General features: G+C 48.3%; 21 protein-coding genes, 1 tRNA gene, 1 other RNA gene and 1 pseudogene. 13 read left to right on the forward strand and 11 right to left on the reverse strand.

All coding sequences use genetic code 11. The features are described 5' to 3' along the window. Positions 1–23: 23 nt before the first annotated feature. Together csgA and csgB are read right to left on the reverse strand one after the other, a co-directional pair. Positions 24–479: a curli major subunit CsgA gene (csgA, locus tag ABVN36_RS09530; protein WP_000771416.1), complete on the reverse strand. Its 456-nt coding sequence runs from the start codon at positions 477–479 to the stop codon at positions 24–26. 41 nt (positions 480–520) lie between these two features. Beyond that, positions 521–976, reverse strand: a complete 456-nt coding sequence (gene csgB, locus ABVN36_RS09535) for a curli minor subunit CsgB (RefSeq protein WP_002950577.1) — start codon at positions 974–976, stop codon at positions 521–523. A 754-nt stretch (positions 977–1730) separates the two neighbouring features. Between csgB and csgD the strand changes: the two genes are divergently transcribed. Genes csgD through csgG form a run of 4 tightly spaced genes read left to right on the forward strand, consistent with a single transcriptional unit; the run spans position 1731 to position 4084 of the window. Further along, a complete protein-coding gene (gene csgD, locus ABVN36_RS09540; RefSeq protein ID WP_000481517.1) occupies positions 1731–2381 on the forward strand; it encodes a biofilm master transcriptional regulator CsgD in 651 nt (216 codons plus the stop codon). Positions 2382–2385: 4 nt separating this feature from the next. Further along, positions 2386–2781, forward strand: coding sequence for a curli production assembly/transport protein CsgE (gene csgE, locus ABVN36_RS09545; protein WP_000833305.1), 396 nt, complete (start codon positions 2386–2388; stop codon positions 2779–2781). A gap of 26 nt (positions 2782–2807) precedes the next feature. Continuing rightward, positions 2808–3224 (forward strand): curli production assembly/transport protein CsgF, encoded by a 417-nt coding sequence (gene csgF, locus ABVN36_RS09550; RefSeq protein WP_001264073.1) that lies wholly within the window; start codon positions 2808–2810, stop codon positions 3222–3224. Between the two features lie 26 nt (positions 3225–3250). Beyond that, complete coding sequence (gene csgG, locus ABVN36_RS09555; RefSeq protein ID WP_001137620.1) at positions 3251–4084, forward strand: curli production assembly/transport protein CsgG; 834 nt, start codon at positions 3251–3253, stop codon at positions 4082–4084. A gap of 38 nt (positions 4085–4122) precedes the next feature. Here the strand turns inward: csgG and ABVN36_RS09560 are convergent, their stop codons facing one another. The 4 genes from ABVN36_RS09560 to ghrA form a co-directional block, all read right to left on the reverse strand. Further along, a complete protein-coding gene (locus tag ABVN36_RS09560; RefSeq protein WP_001546652.1) occupies positions 4123–4605 on the reverse strand; it encodes a DUF1097 domain-containing protein in 483 nt (160 codons plus the stop codon). Between the two features lie 100 nt (positions 4606–4705). Then, a complete protein-coding gene (locus ABVN36_RS09565; protein WP_001001883.1) occupies positions 4706–5260 on the reverse strand; it encodes a molecular chaperone in 555 nt (184 codons plus the stop codon). Between the two features lie 23 nt (positions 5261–5283). Continuing rightward, a complete protein-coding gene (locus ABVN36_RS09570; RefSeq protein ID WP_023138612.1) occupies positions 5284–6021 on the reverse strand; it encodes a phosphatase in 738 nt (245 codons plus the stop codon). Positions 6022–6105: 84 nt separating this feature from the next. Next, positions 6106–7044 carry a glyoxylate/hydroxypyruvate reductase GhrA gene (gene ghrA, locus ABVN36_RS09575; RefSeq protein WP_023138611.1) on the reverse strand — a complete coding sequence of 313 codons (939 nt, stop codon included), beginning with the start codon at positions 7042–7044 and terminating at the stop codon, positions 6106–6108. 235 nt (positions 7045–7279) lie between these two features. Here ghrA and ABVN36_RS09580 point away from each other — a divergent pair. From ABVN36_RS09580 to ABVN36_RS09610, 7 genes are all read left to right on the forward strand, one after another. Next, a tRNA-Ser gene (locus tag ABVN36_RS09580) sits at positions 7280–7367 on the forward strand. 48 nt (positions 7368–7415) lie between these two features. Further along, positions 7416–7551, forward strand: a non-coding RNA gene (locus ABVN36_RS09585) — RtT sRNA. A gap of 1220 nt (positions 7552–8771) precedes the next feature. Further along, positions 8772–8897: a hypothetical protein gene (locus ABVN36_RS09590; protein ID WP_023138519.1), complete on the forward strand. Its 126-nt coding sequence runs from the start codon at positions 8772–8774 to the stop codon at positions 8895–8897. 123 nt (positions 8898–9020) lie between these two features. Further along, complete coding sequence (locus ABVN36_RS09595) at positions 9021–9656, forward strand: GAD-like domain-containing protein (protein ID WP_001205572.1); 636 nt, start codon at positions 9021–9023, stop codon at positions 9654–9656. Between the two features lie 142 nt (positions 9657–9798). Then, complete coding sequence (locus tag ABVN36_RS09600; protein WP_125011029.1) at positions 9799–10077, forward strand: hypothetical protein; 279 nt, start codon at positions 9799–9801, stop codon at positions 10075–10077. Positions 10078–10194: 117 nt separating this feature from the next. Next, positions 10195–10677 carry a hypothetical protein gene (locus ABVN36_RS09605; RefSeq protein WP_001027753.1) on the forward strand — a complete coding sequence of 161 codons (483 nt, stop codon included), beginning with the start codon at positions 10195–10197 and terminating at the stop codon, positions 10675–10677. Positions 10678–10966: 289 nt separating this feature from the next. Then, positions 10967–11323, forward strand: coding sequence for a hypothetical protein (locus ABVN36_RS09610; protein WP_001805614.1), 357 nt, complete (start codon positions 10967–10969; stop codon positions 11321–11323). A 973-nt stretch (positions 11324–12296) separates the two neighbouring features. Here the strand turns inward: ABVN36_RS09610 and ABVN36_RS09615 are convergent. From ABVN36_RS09615 to putP, 3 genes and pseudogenes are all read right to left on the reverse strand, one after another. Further along, positions 12297–12425, reverse strand: a pseudogene (locus ABVN36_RS09615) (integrase); the annotation flags it as partial. A 279-nt stretch (positions 12426–12704) separates the two neighbouring features. Further along, positions 12705–13493: a phosphate starvation-inducible protein PhoH gene (phoH, locus tag ABVN36_RS09620; RefSeq protein WP_000533527.1), complete on the reverse strand. Its 789-nt coding sequence runs from the start codon at positions 13491–13493 to the stop codon at positions 12705–12707. An 890-nt stretch (positions 13494–14383) separates the two neighbouring features. Then, a complete protein-coding gene (gene putP, locus ABVN36_RS09625) occupies positions 14384–15892 on the reverse strand; it encodes a sodium/proline symporter PutP (protein WP_001018467.1) in 1509 nt (502 codons plus the stop codon). Between the two features lie 421 nt (positions 15893–16313). Between putP and putA the strand changes: the two genes are divergently transcribed. Both putA and ABVN36_RS09635 read left to right on the forward strand, forming a co-directional pair. Beyond that, a complete protein-coding gene (putA, locus tag ABVN36_RS09630; RefSeq protein WP_023138521.1) occupies positions 16314–20276 on the forward strand; it encodes a trifunctional transcriptional regulator/proline dehydrogenase/L-glutamate gamma-semialdehyde dehydrogenase in 3963 nt (1320 codons plus the stop codon). 58 nt (positions 20277–20334) lie between these two features. After that, the gene (locus ABVN36_RS09635) at positions 20335–20730 is read left to right on the forward strand and encodes a lysozyme inhibitor LprI family protein (RefSeq protein WP_000821059.1); all 396 of its coding nucleotides are present in this window, start codon (positions 20335–20337) and stop codon (positions 20728–20730) included. Here ABVN36_RS09635 and rutR read toward each other — a convergent pair. Together rutR and ABVN36_RS09645 are read right to left on the reverse strand one after the other, a co-directional pair. Further along, positions 20727–21365 (reverse strand): HTH-type transcriptional regulator RutR, encoded by a 639-nt coding sequence (rutR, locus tag ABVN36_RS09640; RefSeq protein ID WP_000083128.1) that lies wholly within the window; start codon positions 21363–21365, stop codon positions 20727–20729. The two genes, ABVN36_RS09635 and rutR, sit on opposite strands and share 4 nt — an antisense overlap. A gap of 136 nt (positions 21366–21501) precedes the next feature. Next, positions 21502–21669, reverse strand: coding sequence for a general stress protein (locus ABVN36_RS09645; RefSeq protein ID WP_001273663.1), 168 nt, complete (start codon positions 21667–21669; stop codon positions 21502–21504). Positions 21670–21900 lie beyond the last annotated feature (231 nt).

The raw sequence follows: 21900 nt of genomic DNA on the forward strand, positions 1-21900 counted from the left end.
TTTTTATTAGCGCAGACGCTAAATTAATACTGGTTAGCCGTGGCGTTGTTGCCAAAACCAACCTGACGCACCATTACGCTGGAATCAGATGCGGTCTGATTAACCAGCGCGGCGTTATTACCGCCGTATTGGCCGACAGTAATATCGGAGTTTTTAGCGTTCCACTGGTCGATGGTGGCATTATTTCTGAAACCATTCTGAGTCAGTTCAATAGTACTGTTATCCGCACCCTGGCCTACATCGGCGCCGTTACCATAACCGCTCTGGGTAATAGTCGTTTCAGATTTACGGGCATCGCTTTGCAGAGCAAGCGCAGCGTTAGCGGAACCGTACTGATAAATGCTCAACGTGGAATCCGGGCCGGAACTATTGCCGCCGCCGTTATGATTACCGCCGCCGCCCCATTGTGGAACGACGCCAGCCAGAGCACTGCCAGAAACTACGATTGCTGCGAATGCTGCCACTTTTAAAAGTTTCATGGTAAAACCCCCATCGGATTGATTTAAAAGTCGTAACGGTATTAGCGTTGGGTGACGCGAATAGCCATATGCGACTGTTTCTGCACTACAACTGCTGTTTTCTGCGTACCGTGCTGGGTAATATTGGCCTTATTTCCAGAACCTTTCTGGATAATAGCCGCACTATTACCGTAAGCGCTTTGCGATATACTGGCATCGTTGGCATTGCCCGTTTGCTCAATATACGCAAAGTTATAATTCCCTGCCTGGTCGACTTTCGCCCGATTATTTCCTCCTTCTTGTGAAATAACGGACAATAGTTTTGATCCTTCCTGGCGTACTCTGGCACTATTATCCGTGCCGACTTGACCAATAATGGCCGCCTGATTAAATGAAGACTTGCTTAATTCATTTACCGCAAAATTATACTCTGAACGAGCCAGATCATAATTTGTCGCGGTTGCAATCCCAGGCGCACCCAGTATTGTCAACATCATAAATAACAATTTGTTTTTCATGCTGTCACCCTGGACCTGGTCGTACATAGCGAAAATTATCTATTACCTTGTTAGCGACATGCGTTTTTTGTTAACGCGTCGTTACGATGAAGAGTATGTCCGTGGAAACATTTTTAATAACTCACCCACGCGTGGTATTTTGTTATTTAAGCTCATACCAAAGTGCTAATAAAACGATAGCCATGTGATTTTTTATAATTGATTTTTGGCCATAGAAGATAGTGTATCGCGAACCCAAAAAATGAAGTGTTGGTGTGTGTTATGCCGCCATGGGGATGTTCTTATGCTTCCTATGGGGGGCAATACGCACAAGACGTGACACACTTCGTTTTTTTTGTCTTTGTGCTGTCCAGGTTAATGCCACGTCTCAAATTTTAAGAAAAAATAAAATCAAAACATAACATATAATAATTAAAATGATTAAAAATCAATGAATTATTATAATTTGTATGATTTTTTAAATCTATGCAATAACAGCGAAATGTACAACTTTACTATCAAATCTAAACTTCAAAAAAACCCAAAAACAACATTTTAATATATATTTTTACATATTGTTACAAGTTTAACACTTGCTTTAAGGTTTGTAATGGCTAGATTGAAAACAGTTAAAAGTATTTTCGTAAATATTTTTCTCTTTCTGGATAATGGGCTATTTCAACCCACAGCAGTGCAACATCTGTCAGTACTTCTGGTGCCTTTATTTTATGGGGGCAGCTGTCAGATGTGCGATTAAAAAAAGTGGAGTTTCATCATGTTTAATGAAGTCCATAGTAGTCATGGTCACACACTATTGTTGATCACAAAGCCATCTCTGCAAGCTACGGCATTATTGCAACATTTAAAGCAATCGCTGGCCATAACCGGAAAACTGCATAATATTCAACGCTCTCTGGAAGATATCTCAGCCGGTTGCATTGTTTTAATGGATATGATGGAAGCGGATAAGAAGCTTATCCACTATTGGCAGGATAATTTAAGCCGCAAAAACAATAATATAAAAACATTATTGTTAAATACCCCTGACGATTATCCCTACCGTGAAATTGAAAACTGGCCTCATATTAACGGCGTGTTTTACGCCACTGAAGACCAGGAACACGTGGTCAGCGGATTACAGGGTATTCTGCGGGGCGAATGCTATTTTTCACAAAAATTAGCCAGTTACCTGATTACACACTCAGGAAATTACCGCTACAACAGCACCGAGTCCGCATTACTCACTCATCGCGAAAAAGAGATCCTCAATAAGTTACGTATTGGTGCCTCTAATAATGAAATCGCCAGGTCGCTATTTATCAGCGAGAATACGGTTAAGACACATCTTTATAATCTTTTCAAAAAGATAGCTGTCAAAAATCGCACCCAGGCAGTTTCATGGGCAAACGATAATCTCAGGCGGTAAGGCCATGAAACGCTATCTGACCTGGATTGTAGCAGCAGAGTTACTGTTCGCTACCGGAAACCTGCATGCCAATGAAGTTGAAGTCGAGGTTCCCGGATTGTTAACCGACCATACCGTCTCTTCGATAGGACATGAATTCTATCGTGCATTCAGCGACAAATGGGAAAGCGACTACACCGGCAATCTGACCATTAATGAAAGACCCAGTGCGCGTTGGGGAAGCTGGATCACCATAACGGTAAATCAGGACGTTATTTTCCAGACTTTTTTATTTCCAATGAAAAGAGACTTCGAGAAAACCGTCGTCTTCGCATTAGCGCAAACAGAGGAAGCATTAAATCGCCGACAAATAGATCAAACGCTATTAAGTACGAGTGATTTAGCGCGTGATGAATTCTAAAACATGATTTTTATCCGGAGGCTGTCATGCGTGTTAAACATGCAGTAGTGCTGCTCATGCTTTTTTCGCCATTAACCTGGGCTGGAAATATGACGTTCCAGTTCCGTAATCCTAACTTTGGTGGAAACCCCAATAACGGTTCCTTTTTATTGAATAGCGCCCAGGCGCAAAATTCATATAAAGACCCCGCTTATGATAACGATTTTGGTATCGAAACCCCCTCAGCGTTGGATAACTTTACACAGGCTATTCAATCGCAAATTCTGGGCGGCTTGTTGACCAATATTAATACCGGGAAACCAGGACGTATGGTGACCAACGATTTTATTATCGATATCGCTAATCGCGACGGACAGCTCCAGCTCAACGTCACGGACAGAAAAACGGGAAGAACCTCGACCATCGAAGTGTCAGGTTTACAAACTCAGTCAACCGATTTTTAAGCTACAGTCACTAAAGGATATAAATCATGCCGCGCTTACTTATTTTGGTTGCCGTTTTATTGTTGAGCGGATGCTTAACTGCCCCGCCGAAACAAGCTGCGAAACCGACATTAATGCCCCGCGCACAAAGTTACAAAGATTTGACGCACTTACCTGCTCCCACCGGTAAGATCTTTGTTTCGGTATATAACATTCAGGATGAAACGGGCCAATTTAAACCTTACCCGGCAAGTAACTTTTCTACGGCTGTGCCGCAGAGCGCCACCGCTATGTTGGTCACTGCGCTGAAAGATTCGCGCTGGTTTATCCCGCTGGAACGACAAGGCTTACAGAATCTTTTGAATGAACGGAAAATTATTCGCGCAGCCCAGGAAAACGGCACCGTGGCGATGAATAACCGTATCCCGCTTCAGTCGCTGACGGCGGCAAATATTATGGTGGAAGGTTCTATTATTGGTTATGAAAGTAACGTCAAATCCGGCGGGGTCGGCGCAAGATATTTCGGTATTGGCGCCGATACGCAGTATCAGCTGGATCAGATTGCTGTCAACCTGCGCGTGGTTAACGTCAGTACGGGCGAGATCCTTTCTTCGGTGAACACCAGTAAAACGATCCTTTCCTATGAAGTACAGGCAGGCGTGTTCCGTTTTATTGATTACCAGCGCTTACTGGAAGGCGAAATCGGCTATACCTCGAACGAACCGGTGATGCTGTGTCTGATGTCAGCCATTGAAACCGGCGTTATCTTCCTCATTAATGATGGTATCGATCGTGGACTGTGGGATTTGCAGAATAAAGCGGACAGGCAAAATGATATTCTGGTGAAATACCGTGAGCTGTCAGTACCGCCAGAATCCTGATGAATACGACAAAGCGTGGGGAAGACCCCACGCTTTTTTTATTTTGTGACCGCCGTATTCGCTGAATGTTGCTCGCGGCGTGATGCCAGCCATAGCCCACTATTTTTCATGGCATAGCCAAAGATTAGCCCCAGCGCCAGCGACGGTAATACCAACCGCCAGTCACCCTGCCCTGCAAATGTCGCGCAGGCGCCGATAAATGTTCCCGGAACAAAAGAAAGCAATAGCTGCTTTGCCTGGATACACATCAGGAATGCCACGATCCCCGTCAACACGTAACTGACAATTTCCAGATGCGGCGCCAGCGCGCTACCGTGAATAATGACCAGCGCCCACACCATACCGCTTAACAGCGTACAAGCGGAAATCAACAATCCCTTAAAGCCGCCCTGCGGACAGGCGAAATAAGCCGTACAGCCTAAAAAACCGGCCCAGCTTAGTAACCCAAGGGAGACGGCCACCCATCCCCATATTCCAGAAAGGATGCCCGTCGTGATAGCAATAGAAAGAAGTATGTTCATGGCGCGCATCATAACAGAAAAGCGGCACATTAATGAGATCACGCACACATTTTATGCAATGATGTAAAACCCGTTGCAGTTAAAGGTGATTTACATCACATTATTCTTCATCTTCTTCCTGAAGTTCATCCCACATGGCCCCTATCGCATCACGCGTTAGCGGCGCCAGAGTGCGCCAGAATGGCGTAACGGCATGGGCTTCAACTTTACCGAGGAAGGTATTGCACCAGGGAAGCAGATAATCGGCAAATAAGGTTTCCAGCGCTTCACTTTCATCTTCGGCAGACTGATCTTCCAGCCAGGAGGCCGCGAGCAATAAAGTGCCAATGTGATCGGCAGGCGTATCGGCCAGCGGCATCCCTCGCGACGTTAAAAAAGCGCGCACCTCAGACTCTTCCGCGCCTTCGACCCACGCACTGCGGTATGGCGCTACCGCGCACTCTTCCCCAACAAATAACGCATTGTAATCAGTGGAAATCTGCGTGATATCGCAGCTTTTCTGTAAACGCGCCAGCATGTCATCCTGCTCCAGCGGCCAGTTTGCCGCCAGTTTACCTTCACGGATTAACGTAAACAGCGGAACCAGTAAAGGATCTTGCGGTTGGCGGTAAAACAACGATCCCAGCACACGGCACAGGATTGAAAACTCATTCATTGATATCTTCCCATAAATAACGATTAAAGTTCGGCAAATTCCGGTACAGGCGCCATACCGCGTGATTCGAGAAAGGCCAGTAAGCGCTGCGGCGAGACGTTCAGGATTCGATCTTCCGGAAAATTCACCGCATCCAGAATTTTCCGGCATTCGGTGAAATCGCCAAGCGTAAAGGCCGTATGGGAATCAGATCCTAACGCTACCCAGCCTCCCGCATCGCGTACGGCGGCAGCGACCGCGCGGCAATTATCTTCGCTTCCTTTACGCGAATGCAGAAAAGAAGAGTTGTTGATTTCCAGCGCTACATGGTGTTTCGCCGCCGCCTGCGCGATGGCGTTAACCTCCACTGGATACTTTGGATTTCCGGGGTGACTAATTATATGCACCTTGCCGCTGGCGATGGTCGCGATCATCGCCAGGGTATTGGTTTCTTTATCATGCGGCGCAAAAACGGGCTCATGAAAGCCTGCGATAATCAGATCCAGCGAGTCGAACATCTTTCCGGAACAATCAATTTCACCATTAATGTTCTTGATATTCGCCTCAATGCCACGCAGTATCCCCACGCCGTCAACCAGACGCGGCCAGATGCGCATGTTAATAAAATGCCAGTGATGCGGCGCATCTTCCATGTCCGGACCATGATCGGTAATCGCAAAAAGTTTAATGCCTTTGCGTTTGGCTTCCGCGATATAATCGCTCAGAGTACTGTAGGCATGAGTGCTGGCGACGGTATGCATATGCAGGTCAACGGGATACATTGCTCTCTCCTGTAGTCATTTCCGACAAGGATAGCAGGTATCGCCAGCGTTTTTTAGCGAAACCCGGCCCGCGCCGGGTTGATATCAATATCCTCTCGCCCGATCCACCTGCCCCGTCACCGGCTCTCCCTTCTCCAACTGGGTAATGGTGCGGCTAATATAATCGATGGCTTCCGCCGGACGGGTGACTGCCGCAATGTGCGGCGTCATGGCGACTCGCGGATGGCGCCATAATGGACTTTCCTGCGGTAACGGTTCCTGGCTAAAGACATCCAACATCGCGCCTTTTAGCTTACCACTATCAAGCGCAACCAGCAGATCCGCCTCCTGAACATGAACGCCGCGCGCGAGATTCAGCACGTAAGCGCCATCCGGCAATTGATCCAACAATTCGCTATTAATAATTCCTACCGTTTGGGCCGTATTCGGCAGCAGATTAATCAGCACCCGCGTCTGGTTCAGGAAAGCGCGCAGCTCTTCATGCCCAACATAACTTTCCACGCCAGGCCAGGATTTGCGGCTACGACTCCAGCAACGTAACGGGAACCCCCATGCCTGTAGACTTTCTGCCACTTTTGCGCCCAGCACCCCTGCGCCCATGATACCGACGCTAAATTCTTCGCGGGTATATTCCGGCAACGGTTTCCATAGCGCCTGATTTTTCAGCGCCTGATAATCATCGAAACGACGGAACCAGTGTAATACCTGGCTGACGGCATACTCCTGCATTTGCAGGCCCATTCCGGTATCTTCCAGACGGAATAGAGGAATGGAGGCGTCCAGCATTTCCGGATGCGCATTTAATTTACTCAGAATTGCATCCACCCCCGCGCCCAGCGCAAAGACGGCTTTTAAGCGTCTTCCGGCCAGCATTTCAACCGGGGGCTGCCATACAAGCGCATAGTCTGCGGGGGTGTTATCACCGACCTTCCATTCACGAACGCGCGCATGTGGGAGAGCCTTCTCCAGCGCATTTACCCACCAGGCGGCGTTAAATGTCGGGTGATAAAAAATTATCTCCATGTTATCTCCTGAGCAGTATTGTGCGGAATGTGATTGCGCCTGTTATCAGCGTTTTCAACGGGATGTGCAGCATAGCAAATTTCCCGGCGCGGGCAAAAAAAGCAGTTTTCGCTTATTAAAGCCACAGATTGGTGGAAGTTTGTATAAACGCGCTTTTTTTTAAAAAAGTTGATTGACGTAGAAAAGATATTTCCCTACATTAGCGCCCGTTCCAGTAATGCTGGAGCGACAATTTGGTGAGGTGTCCGAGTGGCTGAAGGAGCACGCCTGGAAAGTGTGTATACGGCAACGTATCGGGGGTTCGAATCCCCCCCTCACCGCCATATTTAAGTTGAGAGCCTGTACAGAAGTACGGGCTTTTTGCTTATATGTATCCCCCAAACCAAGGGGGGATGAGAACCACCGACCGGGGTTCGACAACTGGCGCAGCCAGTTGGACAGACGACGAGCCTGCGAGGAGACTGCCCGAAGGGCGAGCGCAGCGAGTCAATCCCCCCCTCACCGCCATATTTAAGTTGAGAGCCTGTACAGAAGTACGGGCTTTTTGCTTATATGTATCCCCCAAACCAAGGGGGGATGAGCCCCCCCGACCGGGGTTCGACACAAAAACGCCGGGAGCGTTTTTGAACAGAGCTTGCTCTGGCCCCGAAGGGGCGAGGCCCAGGGATGGGCTGAGTAGCGGCGCAGCCAGTTGGACAGACGACGAGCTTGCGAGGAGACTGCCCGAAGGGCGAGCGCAGCGAGTCAATCCCCCCTCACCGCCATATTCGATACAAAATCAATCACTTACAATGTAATATTAGTTTTGTCCTGCATAAAATGCTGCATAAAGAAGCTCGTATAAACGGACTTTTTTTGCATCTGAATGCCACGCTTTTTCGGTATTTTTCTCGACTTAACTTTTTAAAATCTCCAGCAGGCAATTTCGCCGTTCAGCACAAATAGGTTCTGGCATGGTCTGGATCGGCACCAAAAAAATGTGCCATCTGAGCCATCGATAACCTGCTTTCACATACCCTACCCTGCCCATGATCACCTCGGAAGCAATGCCCCTTTTTCGCTGGACACGACTGATTTTAGCTCTCCTTCTCACTCATTCCATGTACTCACCGTCTTTTATTACCATCCGCTGATAATGATTTTCCCGTTTCTTCAGGTACTACCATCATTCAACATCTATGGGTATCTATGAGTTACATTTTTTAGCGCCCAACATTCCAGATTGAAGTCAGCAAAATCTGTTTGAGTCGTCGGTTCTCGTCTTCCAGGCCTGTGGTTTTTTAGTATCAGCCGCTTCCATCCCGCGAAATGTAGCGTTCCTGGTCTTCGGAAATATTGTTTTCACCAATAAGACTGAGAATGGCAGTGTCCAGCGTCGACACCAGCCTCCATAGCGTCATAGCGGTATGGCTTTCTACATCCGTCTCAAAGGCTATATCCGGGAAGACCCAAGCTTGAGCGTTATTGACTACGTATTCGGTAAGCGTGTGTAAATCACCTCCAATCCGTTAAATCCACAGCATTCCGCCTTAATGGCAGGATGCTGTTTTTGTCCGGAAACGGAGACAAAAAACCCGTGCCAGCAATGAGTTACGTCTGTTACGTTTCATATATGGGAGATGGCGGATGCCGGAAACTTCGGCGGTAGTGTGTCTGAAACGCCTGTCCTCCCCACTGCCACGAACGGGCCGTGGTTCCTTTTTCGCCAATGAATCCAGGATAAGGTTATGTCACAAAATGGCCTGCGTTTTACGCTGGATGTGGACGGATTAACGCCGACGGCAACCGCTGTCGTCGACTTCCCCCTCTGGTGGTATCAACAGTTCAACAGGTGCAAGCTGGAATCAGAATGAAAGACTAAAAACACCAGATGAAGCACCTAATGATAGCATTAAATCAGGCCATGTTTGAGAAAAGATGAATGTTAAACTGGTATTATGCCGGGGCAAAGGGCTTAGAATCCAGGGGGAAATATTATGCGAGATCAAGACTTTAGTTACTTCATTGAGAAATTTGGAGAAGCTACATCTTATAGCGCTGTTCCAGAGAAAAGTATGACAAAATGGAAAGGAATTCTTCCGGATAAACTTCTTTCTTACTGGAAAACAGAGGGATGGGGAACGTATAAAAATGGATTGTTTAGTCTTGTCAATCCTGATGAGTATGAAGATGTACTGGATATATGGCTAGAAGATACTCCATTTAAAGAAATGGACGCATACCATGTCATAGCCAGGAGTGCCTTTGGCGAATTATATGTTTTTGGTGAGTCTACCGGAAGAAATATTACGATTCAGCCTTTATTTAATCAAATAATTTTTTTCGAAAATGGTTTTATGGTAAAAACAACAGATGAATTAAATAGTGAAATTGAATCTTTTCTTGCATTTTCAAGTGTTGAAGAGTTTGATTTATTTGATTGTAATGATAATTACATTTTTGACCGGGCAGTTAAACAACTAGGCGTATTAGCTGATAATGAAATGTTTAGTTTGGAACCTGCATACATTTTTGGCGGAGAAATAAAAATTGAAAATTTGAGTAAAGTGGACTGTCAAATACATTTGATGATTCTGAGAGAGTTATCTTCCCCTAATATTATAGGCTTCTAAAGGAGGGATTTATCAATTCTGGAAATGGCTTGAAATAGATGAATATTGACCTGAGGCTGGCTATGTAAAGATAACAGACTTAGACAGGAATGATATAATACATGATAAATAACCCAACTATTTTCTTGAGAATCTTTTAGATTTGTTGGATATAGTTCCCTGCATCGGAAAAAGCGCAGAAGAAGCAACTCCACCAGTAAAACAGGAAACACCGGCAGAAAAAAATGAAGGTGATGGCTGGTTAGATGGATTACAGACGGAACTTGATGTGGCTGGCCTTGTTCCAGGGCCTGGCATTTTTCCTGACCTGCTGAATGCAGGAATAAGCTTGTGCCGAGGGAGTTATGTTGAGGCTGGTTTTTCTCTTTTTGCTGCAATACCAATAGCTGGAGATGCTGCCGGGGCTGGTAAACTGGCCTAGAATGTAGTGAGACGTATAAAAAATCCGTAGCGTAATTATCTAAGGTTGATTGGTATAAATATATTAATGAGCAACTTAACCAAAATAAGCATATCATAAAATATTTAAGGAAATAATATGAATATTACTGAATGCATTAGCTTTCTAAGATTTACAACTATTCATCCACAATTTGATTTATATTTGATAACTAATGGAATAAGAAATCGCCCTCAAGATAAAGGTGGAATAGAATATTTTGATATTCCAGATGGTAGTGTTTCTCTTGGTTTTAGAATCAGATCCACTTATGAGTCTGAGAGTTTGCTTCCCATCAAGTCTGATGGGAAGTTTGTTTTTTCTGAACTTGTGGTCTATCAAAAAAACAAGGATGACTTACCATATAAATTAAATTTCAATGACCATCTACAATTCTTAAGAGAAAAGCTGGGAAGAGAGTTAAAAGATAATCAAAACGGGTTGCCAGAAAGAAGAGTTTTAACGTTTTTTCATGATTTTTTAGTTATCGTGATTTTCATGGATTCAAGTGAAAATATCAATCTTATTAAGTTTATTTCCCCTGATGTTTTTCATCGAAAAAATTTAGGAATTAACATATAATATTTCTTTAAAACGAATCATTTCTTATAATATTAAATTTATCTAAGTTAAGATAGAGAATTGATATTATAGGGAATGCCGGCATATCAGAAAGCATGCGTATAGCCTGACAGCAGCAACCGACTACGAGGATGCTTATCTCAAATCTTATTTATTCAACAAAGCCGTCTGGTTGGTGATTTTGGTTGTTTTGGCGATTGATCAGATCGCACAATCCGGGCTGAATTCCCTCAAAGTGATCTACTATTCTGCGTAGTTATTTAATCAGTGAGGTCGACAAATAATTAGTATGCGGCATAATAAAAAAATAATTTATGGTTTTGCTCTGATGTGTATACTTGTAACCAGCAATGTGCATTCAGAAAAATTATCCCCTGTTGCTCAGCAGGTAAAAAATATAGTTGAGAAACAAAAACTTGTTCGTGAACCACAATGTGTTGATTATGTATACATTCCGGATAGTGAGCCCAGTATAGATGTTGTTGATATTGTGGAGAAACATGGTGGAAGTTGTTCGGGCGATCCTCAAACTGCGCCCAGAATATTTAGCGTATTCGTAAACAAGAAAACGCATAAAATGGAGTCAGATATCGATATGGATGATCAGGTAAATGGTACGCGCTCAGTTTTTCCTGCAGTGAAATAAATCAAATATAGATACTGTGGCGTTTAGGTAATGAGAATGACATTAAACAATGAGTAAAATATCGCGGGTGTGGTGAAATAAAGCACCGGGTATTGGAATTGACCTGGAGGGATATATATAACCAAGCCCCTTTGTTGAAACCCCCTGGCCAGTACTACCAGAGTTGGCAGGTTCAACATCGGGGGCTATATTGACCGGGAAAGCAAATGTTAACATTGGTGGATAATGGTATCTTATGAAACTGTCAGGCAAGATTATCAAGGTGTATCATAATAATTTTTTTAGATTTTTTTTTGGCATCGTAATGTCATCGCTAATTTGTTTTTTATTGATCAGGAATATAAATAATATACATAGCATTATATTTATTAAATTTCTTGTAGCACTATCAGGATATATATTCTTTTATTATAGTGCATTTTCATTAGTAGACATTGGGATTGAGGGAATACACCACTTCCACATTAAATACAATAATAAAAACATTAATAAGCAGCCAATACTCTCATTTATGAAACATAAACATACGATAAGTTTCTCTTTAAAGATTTTTATTACTATATTTTATTTCTACATGGCCATTAAATTTATAATATTCGAATATTAGAAAAACTTTTAATATAAAATATTTAAGTTTTCTAGTTGTGATGTATTTTATGTTAAAAAATAAAATGTAGATAATCCAGAGAAATTTATTATAATGAAAGAAAGCAATAATAAACCATCCTTCCTGTGGGCAGTGACATGTAATTTTGAATACCAGAAAGAACATTTTTAGCGATGCCGTTATACATCCTCAGAAGTAACAAAATTATATTACAAGATATTACTCCCATCAGATGTAAAACCGGGCAGTATTAAACCTGAGCTAATCGCAGGAACTAATAATCTCTATGCTACTGGTTGCTATAAGACCATTTCAGAAGCAAAATCCCCCTTTACAGAACTTGATGTAGTCTATGAGCATATAAATAACGACCCATGCGCGTGAGCGTCTGGCGATCCGCAGATACAATCCGTCAACACCACTTACAGCATAGCGACCTTCCGCTTTAAGCCTGGAAACGGCTAAGGCGGACAGTTCTCTGGCTTTCTTTGGCATAATCCCCACTATTCTGCCATGCATCCTGTACTGCATAAAATGACGATTTTACGAAAAGATAGCAATACGCCAGCGAACAAAGAATAATGGCAACGCATTGTATATAAAGAAATAATTATGATTAATGCGAATGATAATGAACGTAAATATGGCAGCCCTCTCACCGCCATCTTCAAGAAGGAGCTCGTACGAAAGTACGGGCTTTTTTTCGTATTAAGTCACCTGACCGGGGATAGACAACAAAGCCCGGTCTCCCGGGCTCTGAAAGTCAATGCCATATTAGCTGTATGCGTGAAGCGTTCGCTGACAAAGCGCCGAGCGCACGCAGTCGTCTTTGTTGAAATGCACAATCCCTACCATTTCATCTTCTTCAAAGCGTTCCAACGCATCGCTCAACCCGGAACGCACGCCGCGCGGCAGGTCGCATTGCGTAATATCGCCATTGACAATGACCGTGACATTTTCGCCTAGTCGCGTCAAAAACATTTTCATTTGCGCCGCAGTCACATTTTGCGCCTCGTCGAGGATCACGACCGCATTTTCAAAAGTACGCCCACGCATATAGGCGAACGGGGCAATTTCTACCTTACCGATTTCCGGGCGCAAACAATATTGCATAAAGGACGCGCCCAACCGTTTAAGCAGGACATCGTAGACGGGACGAAAATAAGGCGCGAATTTTTCAGCGATATCACCGGGCAAAAAACCAAGATCTTCATCAGCTTGCAATACCGGACGCGTCACAATGATCCTCTCGACGTCCTTATGAATCAATGCTTCTGCCGCCTTTGCCGCACTGATCCATGTTTTTCCGCAGCCGGCTTCGCCGGTCGCAAAAATAAGCTGTTTACTGTCAATAGCGTTCAGATAATGCGCCTGTGCTTCATTTCGCGCCTTAACAGGAGAGGTATCGCGACTATCGCGCGCCATGCCAATGGCTTCTACTCCGCCCATCTGTACCAGTGACGTGACCGATTCTTCTTCACGTTGCTTATGACTACGCGAATCTCGTCTCAACACACGCTTTGCTTCACGACGAGCTTTGATCACTGCTTTTTGTCTTCCCATGGATAGCACCTTGAGTTGTAGGTATACATCACCCGCGTTCTCTTGAACGCGATTATGCGCACACACATCTGAGGGTTGGCTTCCTTGTAAGCCTTAGCTTGCTTTTTGAAACGACGCCACACACGGCTACGCGCACCACATATGACGTCATGGGTATGGACAGTAAGAGAAATGATGAGAGCTTTTAAGGTGACAAGACCACCACCGGAGAGAGAATGTCCGTACAGGGTGTTGTAACTACTGTAAACAATGTGTCCTGGTGCGGACATTACCATTCGCGATCTCCATAGTGAGTGACCATCACTGCCGGGGAACTACCGCTATTACTACTAAGTACAACACAAAACATCAATAATGCAACAATATATTCACCAAGCATTAACCAAACATTATTGCGTCATTGTCAGTCTCTTACAGAAAGATTACACGATTATTTCATCGGCAGGAGACTAAAAAAGATAATCATTAGCTACTGCGGGTATTAATGGTGAAACTACCCATAACCCATTGAATATTAAAAATATAAAAAGTTAAAATGGAGTAATTAACGTGTCCTCTCTCCCATCGCTAAAACGGCATTATTTATGCAAAATTTTGTGCGGCATACTTACGCCAGTAACGCTGACTCGTTTTAATTTTTGTCATTACTCTATTGCGTCAAGGCTGTTGGTACCATTAACAGGCGATTTCATATGGCCAGTTAGTGATTACTCGAGACGTATTACGCCGGCGTTAACGGCGCTCAAGGGCTAAAAATAGTTTGAGAGAGCGTCCTCATTTACCTGAACATCTTCAGTCAATCGGTCCGGGACTTATCAGAGGACCAGGCAGGCGTATAACGCCGCCTGGTAAAATATGTCCGATGGCAATAATGCTATCGGACATGTCGGTTATTCCGCCTGTAGCTTCGACGGCGGCGCGGAATGATAATGCGCGTCCGCTTTTGCAAAGCGTTCCTGCATCGCTGCTGTCGGCGCTTTGCCAAGCAGGCTAAAGATTACGATCCCCAGGCTGCCGAAAATGAAGCCAGGGATAATCTCATACAGATCCAGCCAGCCATATTGTTTCCAGACGATAACCGTCACCGCGCCAATAATCATTCCCGCCAGCGCGCCGTTACGTGTCATACGCGACCACATCACAGAAAACAGGACAACAGGTCCAAATGCCGCGCCGAATCCAGCCCAGGCGTAGCTCACCAGCCCCAGCACACGGTTATCAGGATTCGCCGCCAGCGCAATGGCGATCAGCGCTACCACCAGCACCATCACTCGCCCTACCCATACCAGCTCTTGCTGGCTGGCGCTTTTACGCAGAAAAGCCTTATATAAATCTTCTGTAATCGCGCTGGAGCATACCAGCAACTGACAGCTCAACGTCGACATCACCGCCGCCAGGATAGCAGACAGCAGAACACCGGCAATCCACGGGTTAAACAGGATCTGCGCCAGTTCAATAAATACGCGTTCTGAGTTTTGGTTCACCGCCCCGGCCAGCGCGGGGTTATTGTTAAAGTACGCAATGCCAAAGAAGCCCACCGCCACCGCGCCCGCCAGACACAGAATCATCCAGGTCATACTGATACGACGCGCATGAACAATACTGTGATGGGAATCCGCCGCCATAAAGCGCGCCAGGATATGCGGCTGACCGAAGTAACCCAGTCCCCAGCCCATCAGAGAAATAATAGCGACAAAATTCAGCCCCTTGAGCATGTCGACATTCTCGATGCTCTTTTGCTTGATCACTTCCAGCGACTCGCTAAAACCGCCTACGCCGACAATAACCATCACCGGCGTCAGGATTAACGCAAAAATCATCAGGCTGGCCTGAACGGTATCCGTCCAGCTAACGGCAAGAAACCCGCCGATAAAGGTATAAATAATGGTTGCCGCGGCCCCCGCCCACAGTGCGGTTTCATAGCTCATACCGAAGGTGCTTTCGAACAGTCGTGCCCCAGCGACAATACCTGATGCGCAATAGATAGTGAAAAACAGCAGAATGACCAGCGCGGAAATAATACGCAGGACTCGGCTCTTATCCTCAAACCGACCGGTAAAATAGTCCGGCAGCGTGAGCGCGTTATTGTTAAATTCGGTATGCACGCGCAGGCGCCCGGCCACCAGCTTCCAGTTAATCCATGCGCCTAACGTCAGGCCAATGGCGATCCAGCTTTCAGAGATCCCCGACAGAAAGATAGCGCCAGGCAGCCCCATTAACAGCCAGCCGCTCATATCCGACGCGCCGGCTGATAAAGCCGTAACAAACGGCCCCAGGCTGCGACCGCCAAGAATATAGTCATCAAAGTTTTTGGTTGAGCGCCAGGCGATAAACCCAATCAATATCATGCCAAAAATATAGACACAGAATGTCACCAACATCGGTGTGCTAATAGCCATCAAGGTTCTCCAAATTTATTTATTGGCACTACCGTAGCGTGCCGTTTTGTACCCTGCCGGAACGTGGCAAGGGTGTTATGTTTACCAGGGCGACCGTATCCTGCCGGAAGCGGTGGTTATTCACAATCGATTTAACACACCATTTACATCAAATTTGATTGCAGAGGGATACTATTTTTCTCCAGGTTGCACTCTCTCACATTTTTTGCGGTTGCACCTTTTAAAAGTGTTAACTACCGCAGAGAAAATAAATCCAGATGGTTTTCCCCGTCAGACTCCCTCTTTCTTTTTTTAACAATTTATTCATTTTTAAGCTTGCAACGCAGGTCACATTTAACGCGGTTGCACAAAGTTGCAACATAGTGGATATTTTCCGCTAACTATTGGTTAGCAGATAGAGCGAATAACAGGAGTAGAGGGTATGGGAACCACCACGATGGGGGTTAAGCTGGACGACGCCACGCGCGAACGGATCAAAATGGCCGCGTCGCGTATCGATCGCACGCCGCACTGGTTAATAAAACAGGCAATCTTTAGCTATCTGGACAAGCTGGAAAATAGCGATACGCTACCGGAGCTACCTGCGCTGTTTGCCGGCGCGGCAAATGAAAGCGAGGAGCCGGTCGCGCCGCAGGATGAGCCGCATCAGCCCTTTCTGGAGTTTGCCGAACAGATTCTTCCCCAATCCGTCTCTCGCGCCGCCATCACCGCCGCCTGGCGCCGCCCGGAAACCGATGCGGTGTCAATGCTAATGGAACAGGCGCGCCTGTCGCCGCCTGTCGCTGAGCAGGCGCATAAACTGGCGTATCAACTGGCGGAGAAATTGCGCAATCAAAAATCCGCCAGCGGTCGCGCGGGTATGGTACAAGGCCTGTTGCAGGAGTTTTCCCTCTCTTCGCAAGAAGGCGTTGCGCTGATGTGTCTGGCGGAAGCGCTGCTGCGTATTCCCGACAAAGCTACGCGCGATGCGTTAATTCGCGACAAAATCAGTAATGGCAACTGGCAGTCGCATATTGGCCGTAGCCCGTCGCTGTTTGTAAACGCCGCCACCTGGGGGCTGCTCTTTACCGGCCGACTGGTCTCAACGCATAACGAAGCCAATCTTTCGCGCTCGCTGAACCGCATTATCGGCAAGAGCGGCGAGCCGTTAATCCGCAAAGGCGTCGACATGGCGATGCGTTTAATGGGCGAGCAGTTCGTGACTGGCGAAACCATTGCTCAGGCGCTGGCGAATGCCCGAAAACTGGAAGAGAAAGGGTTCCGCTATTCTTACGATATGCTGGGCGAAGCCGCGTTAACCGCCGCCGATGCGCAGGCCTATATGGTTTCTTACCAGCAAGCGATTCATGCCATCGGCAAAGCGTCTAACGGTCGCGGTATTTACGAAGGGCCAGGCATCTCGATTAAGCTGTCCGCCCTGCATCCACGCTATAGTCGCGCGCAATACGATCGGGTAATGGAGGAGCTTTATCCGCGCCTGAAATCCCTGACGCTGCTGGCGCGCCAGTATGATATCGGTCTCAATATCGACGCCGAAGAGGCGGATCGTCTGGAGATCTCGCTCGATCTGCTGGAAAAACTCTGCTTCGAACCCGAACTCGCAGGCTGGAACGGCATTGGCTTTGTGATCCAGGCTTACCAAAAACGCTGCCCGCTGGTCATTGATTATTTAGTCGATCTGGCCTCCCGTAGCCGCCGTCGGCTGATGATTCGTCTGGTGAAAGGCGCCTACTGGGATAGCGAGATCAAACGCGCGCAAATGGAAGGGCTGGAAGGCTATCCGGTTTATACCCGCAAAGTGTATACCGATGTCTCTTATCTGGCCTGCGCGAAAAAACTGCTCGCCGTTCCTAATCTGATCTACCCGCAGTTCGCGACCCATAACGCACACACACTGGCAGCGATTTATCATCTGGCCGGGCAAAATTACTATCCGGGTCAGTACGAATTCCAGTGCCTGCACGGCATGGGCGAACCGCTGTATGAACAGGTCACCGGTAAAGTAGCGGACGGAAAACTTAACCGTCCCTGCCGTATTTACGCGCCGGTGGGAACACACGAAACCCTGCTGGCCTATCTGGTACGACGCCTGCTGGAAAACGGCGCCAACACCTCTTTTGTCAACCGCATCGCCGATGCCACCCTACCGCTCGATGAACTGGTGGCCGACCCGGTCGAGGCCGTGGAAAAACTGGCGCAGCAGGAAGGTCAGGCTGGCATACCGCATCCGAAAATTCCGCTGCCGCGCGATCTGTACGGCGAAGGTCGGATAAACTCCGCCGGACTTGATTTAGCGAATGAACATCGCCTCGCCTCGCTTTCTTCTGCCCTGTTAAGCAACGCCATGCAGAAATGGCAGGCCAAACCTGTGCTGGAACAACCGGTGGCCGACGGTGAGATGACGCCGATTATCAACCCGGCGGAACCGAAAGATATTGTCGGCTGGGGACGCGAAGCGACAGAAAGCGAGGTTGAACAGGCATTGCAAAACGCGGTCAATCAGGCGCCGGTTTGGTTTGCGACGCCGCCGCAAGAACGCGCCGCCATTTTGCAGCGGGCGGCGGTATTGATGGAAGACCAAATGCAGCAGTTGATTGGCCTGTTGGTGCGTGAAGCGGGGAAAACGTTCAGCAACGCCATTGCCGAAGTGCGCGAAGCGGTAGACTTCCTCCATTATTATGCCGGTCAAGTGCGTGACGATTTCGATAACGAAACGCATCGCCCGTTAGGGCCGGTGGTCTGTATCAGTCCGTGGAACTTCCCGCTGGCCATTTTCACCGGCCAAATCGCCGCCGCGCTGGCGGCAGGCAACAGCGTTCTGGCGAAACCGGCCGAGCAGACATCGCTGATTGCCGCCCAGGGCATTGCCATTTTGCTGGAAGCGGGCGTACCGCCGGGCGTCGTGCAACTGTTGCCGGGACGGGGAGAAACCGTCGGCGCCCAGCTTACCGCCGATGCGCGTGTACGCGGCGTGATGTTTACCGGTTCCACGGAGGTCGCGACGTTGTTGCAGCGCAACATTGCCACACGTCTTGACGCCCAGGGCCGCCCTATTCCGTTGATTGCGGAAACCGGCGGTATGAACGCTATGATTGTCGACTCTTCCGCGCTCACCGAGCAGGTGGTCGTGGATGTGCTGGCTTCCGCTTTCGACAGCGCCGGACAACGCTGTTCCGCGCTCCGCGTGCTGTGTTTGCAGGACGATATCGCCGAACATACGCTGAAAATGTTACGCGGCGCGATGGCGGAGTGTCGGATGGGGAATCCAGGCCGTCTGACGACCGATATCGGGCCGGTGATCGATAGCGAGGCCAAAGCCAACATTGAGCGTCATATCCAGACGATGCGCGCCAAAGGCCGCCCGGTTTTCCAGGCCGCGCGTGAAAACAGCGATGACGCGCAGGAATGGCAGACCGGTACGTTTGTTATGCCCACGCTTATTGAGCTGGAAAACTTCGCAGAACTGGAAAAAGAGGTCTTCGGGCCCGTGCTGCACGTCGTGCGTTATAACCGTAACCAACTGGCGGAGCTTATCGAACAGATTAACGCTTCCGGCTACGGGCTAACGCTGGGCGTACATACCCGTATTGATGAAACCATTGCGCAAGTCACCGGTTCCGCCCATGTCGGCAACCTGTACGTTAACCGTAATATGGTGGGCGCGGTCGTCGGCGTCCAGCCGTTTGGCGGCGAAGGCCTGTCCGGCACCGGGCCAAAAGCGGGAGGGCCGCTCTATCTCTACCGCCTGCTGGCACACCGCCCGCCCAATGCGCTCAATACGACGCTGACTCGTCAGGATGCGCGTTACCCGGTAGATGCGCAGCTTAAAACCACGCTACTCGCGCCGTTGACCGCCCTGACGCAATGGGCGGCGGATCGCCCGGCGCTACAGACGCTCTGCCGACAATTCGCCGATCTGGCGCAGGCCGGCACGCAGCGCCTGCTACCGGGGCCGACCGGCGAGCGCAATACCTGGACGCTGTTGCCGCGTGAACGGGTATTATGCCTGGCTGATGACGAACATGACGCGTTGACGCAGCTTGCCGCCGTTCTCGCCGTCGGCAGTCAGGCGCTATGGTCAGACGACGCCTTCCACCGCGATCTGGCGAAGCGTCTCCCCGCCGCCGTTGCGGCGCGTGTCCAGTTTGCGAAAGCGGAAACGCTGATGGCGCAGCCGTTTGACGCGGTGATTTTCCACGGCGACTCCGACAAGCTGCGAACCGTGTGCGAAGCCGTCGCCGCCCGCGAAGGCGCGATAGTGTCGGTACAGGGGTTCGCCCGCGGCGAAAGCAATATACTGCTGGAACGGCTCTATATTGAACGTTCGCTGAGCGTAAACACTGCCGCCGCTGGCGGTAATGCCAGCCTGATGACAATTGGCTAATACTGTGGTTAATTAAGGCTCCGTCAATGGAGCCTTTTTACTCGCGTCAGAGGAGCGTATGAAACGAATTTTCCTTACCTGCGCGGCGTTGTTGTTCAGCAGTCAGGCGTTGGCCGATGAGTGTGCCAGCGCCAGTACGCAGCTGGAAATGAATCGCTGCGCCGCCGCGCAATACCAGGCGGCAGATAAAAAGCTGAACGAAACCTATCAAAGCGCGATTAAGCGTGCGCAACCGCCGCAGCGCGAGCTGTTGCAAAAAGCGCAGGTGGCATGGATTGCACTGCGGGACGCCGATTGCGCTCTGATTCGCTCAGGTACGGAGGGCGGCAGCGTGCAACCCATGATCGCCAGCCAGTGCCTGACCGATAAAACGAACGAACGCGAAGCGTTTTTAGCCTCGCTGCTGCAATGTGAAGAGGGTGATTTGAGCTGCCCACTGCCGCCAGCCGGTTAACGCACGCGAATCCCTTCAATAATAATGCGCTGAACGCTTTCGACCGTTTGGTTAAAAAAGGCTTCATCGCGAAGCGTCGCGCCGGTTACCGCCTCAACCTGAGGGGCAAAATCGGCGTAATGTTGCGTGGCGGCCCAAATCATGAAGATCAAATGGTGCGGGGAGACGGGCGCCAGTTTCCCGCTGTGCACCCATCCGGCAATCAGCGCGGATTTTTCATCTATCAACGCTTTTAGATCGCCGGTCAGTTCCTCCATTAAGAGCGGCGCGCCCGCCAGCATCTCCATGCAGAAGAGCCGCGACGCCTGCGGATAATCACGCGAAACCTCCAGCTTGAGACGGATATACTCTTTGATGGCCTCCAGAGGGGAAAATTCTGCGCGAAACGCCTTGAGCGGCGCCAGCCAGACATCCAGGATCTGTCGCATTACCGCGACATACAGCGCCTCTTTCGAGGGATAATAATAAAGCAGATTGGTTTTGGAGACGCCTGCCCGCTCGGCGACCTGCTCAAGACGCGCGCCATGAATGCCATACTGGGAAAAAACAGCAAGCGCGGCGGTTAAGATAAGCTGCCGTTTTGCACCGGTGGCCTGCGAGCGTTTCCCGATTTTTTTCTCTGTGCGTTGCGACATGCGCCCTCTCCTTTTTGTCAGGACGCAAGCATACCAAATCCGGCTTATAAACAAAAAAACCGCCGGAAATCCGGCGGCGGTGGCGCATGACGCTTTTTAGCGCAAAATGCTCAGCGTCTTGCTGTTGTGACGCAGGCTAGCTATTACGGTTACTGCTTTTGCCCCCTTTTTTGCCTGCTTCGGATGCGCGCTGCGGGTCATTCTTAAAATTGCCCCCGCTGTGCTGGCCACCTTTACGACCTGCTTCTGATGCTCTTTCGCGGTCTTCCGCAAAATTACCGGAACCGCCACGATGGTTTGCCATTACTGACCTCCGTCATAGATTAGACATCATATTGCATAGGTAATGAGGAGTATCTCCTCGCGCAGCGTATGAACGATATCATCAGTAACGCCGCGTAACATTAAGCATAGTGAAAAACGCCGTGGTAGGCCGCTTACCGAAATATTCTGCAACATCGGAAGCCGAATACGCAGAATAATAACCATAAGAAATAAATAAGTTATTCTTATATTTAGAAAAATCAAAGCGCTT

Origin of the sequence: Salmonella sp. SJTUF15581 (assembly GCF_043356775.1) — a bacterium.
GTDB lineage: Bacteria > Pseudomonadota > Gammaproteobacteria > Enterobacterales > Enterobacteriaceae > Salmonella > Salmonella enterica.